3 protein-coding genes are annotated in these 1,919 nt (G+C 53.5%); all 3 read right to left on the reverse strand.

Translation table 11 applies throughout. From position 1 onward, the window contains the following. On the reverse strand, positions 1 to 590 hold a 590-nt coding region (locus CQ12_RS44595), incomplete at its 3' end, for a hypothetical protein (RefSeq protein ID WP_157088708.1). A 244-nt stretch (positions 591 to 834) separates the two neighbouring features. After that, positions 835 to 1,488: a phage adaptor protein gene (locus CQ12_RS36565; protein WP_018272519.1), complete on the reverse strand. Its 654-nt coding sequence runs from the start codon at positions 1,486 to 1,488 to the stop codon at positions 835 to 837. After that, positions 1,488 to 1,808 carry a hypothetical protein gene (locus tag CQ12_RS36570; protein WP_018272520.1) on the reverse strand — a complete coding sequence of 107 codons (321 nt, stop codon included), beginning with the start codon at positions 1,806 to 1,808 and terminating at the stop codon, positions 1,488 to 1,490. Before CQ12_RS36570 ends, CQ12_RS36565 begins: the two co-directional genes overlap by 1 nt. Positions 1,809 to 1,919 lie beyond the last annotated feature (111 nt).

Raw genomic sequence — 1,919 nt, forward strand, 5'->3', positions numbered from 1 at the left:
TAGTTCTGTGCGGTGCCCCTGTGCAGGTTCTGGATGTAGATCCCAAACTCCTGCAACACAGAGCCGCTGCCGCCAGTCGCGGCGATGTACATGCCAATGCGGTTAGTAACGGAAGCACCAGAGTTGATGGTCGGCGCCGAATAGAGGCCGTAGTCATATGCAACTGTGACAGTCCCACCGTAAGTCGCGGCGGCCTGGAAATTGGCGACATGACTCGGAGTGCCAGAACCGGAAAACGTACCTTTAATCGTAATTCGAGCATCGAATGGAGCATATCCAACCGAGGCGGCCGGTATCCAGTTAGTCGAATCAGAATAGCCGTGACCGTCGGCTGTCATCGTGCGATCTTGGCTGATCAGGATCGACGGATTGTTGCTATTGGTTACGTTTGCCGAACCAACATGCAGCTGACACAGAGGCGAAGCTTGATTTATTCCGAGATTTCCGCCGATTGAATTCGTTCCGTTGATCTGATTGAGATCGAGAGTACCTGCAACGGCGTGCGTATCATTCCATGCCGCCAGATCAACTTCAGCTTGTGGGTCAGATGTTCCGCTTGAGACCTTCTTGTGCGTAATGGAAAGAGCCATCTAGACCATCACCTCTTATTCCAAAGGCCTGCCGACGGACCGGTGTCGTATCTCGGAGAACGAGAAAATCCACTTGGCGAAAAGCCGCGTGTAATTTTTTGTGGCTTTATCGACCAAGTCTCCGCGCTAACTGATTCTTCGTTCCACAACCCGGCAAGCGATCCAGTACTAAATCTTGGCAAGCGAGAAAATCCATCTGGAGAAAAACCGCGCATGACTTCTTGCGGTTTGATTACCCATGTATTCAAGGTGTCACTCCGCTCGGTCGCATCGTCAAGGGAGATGCATTGAAGGCAGCGGTGATGTTGGCCGTGTTCAGGCTATCCAAGGCTGTCTTGAGCCCTAGCGCCCAAGTCTGGATGCGCTCGTCCTCCTTCAAGTAAGGAGCGGTTTCGAGCAGCGTTCCGTAGAGGTAGAGATCGGGTGCGGCTGTGAGAAGCCAATTGGTCGTATTGCTTGCCAAGGCCGGGATATTCTGCCGATACACCATCTCGATCGTGTAGTTGGCATCCGGGGTTGGCGCCAACTCGATCTCGGACCCCATGATGGTGAAAAATAAAGGCTGTCCTGCCGGACTACCGCTTGAAGTGCGATACTCATCCAACTGAGTGCCGCTCTTGAAATCCAGATGAGGTTTATTATCGACACTCGAAAGCCTGATGCGACGCATCGACTGGAAATCGGTAGGAAGAGAAATGAATTCAGGTTCAGATGAGGTCGTATCGACTGTGGTCGTAGCCCTTTGCTCCATCTGGCGCACAAACAAATCCCGGTTCATCTTCGCTTCGAACAGCTGAATGAACGTCGGAATGCGAGCAATGAGAGTCGTGTCCTGATCTCGCGCTAGATACTCAGTCACGGCTGCAATAAGATCGCTGGCGCTCGCAATCGTGGCCATCAGCTACCGAACCCCATGAAGCTCTGGACCTGCTGGCTGTCAGTCCGGAGATATGCCCACTCCGGGTCCTTCAGCTTGCGATCGACAAGTGCATCCATTTCCGGTCCGAACAGCCTGATTGAGACGTTCCCGCGCTCGTATTCTTCGTTAAGCCAGCGCGTCAGGATGACATTGGGAATGGATGCAACGTGCCGCCCCCAATCGCTTTTCTGCGCCATCGATCGGAGCATCTTGTTGTGCTCCAGGATCGGTTCAACATCCTGAATGGTTTCGACAGCAACGTCTTGACCGTTGCTGTCGATGTGGATGCGCGTTTCCATCAGCTAAGCTCGGTCACCGAAACTGTTCCGGTGCCAAGCGCAGCCAGCTTCTGGCCCGGCGTCACAGTGAAGTAGAGCGGGATATTCGCCGGCAGAAGGGTATCGGTAGCT

Origin of the sequence: Bradyrhizobium jicamae (assembly GCF_001440395.1) — a bacterium.
Lineage (GTDB): Bacteria > Pseudomonadota > Alphaproteobacteria > Rhizobiales > Xanthobacteraceae > Bradyrhizobium > Bradyrhizobium jicamae.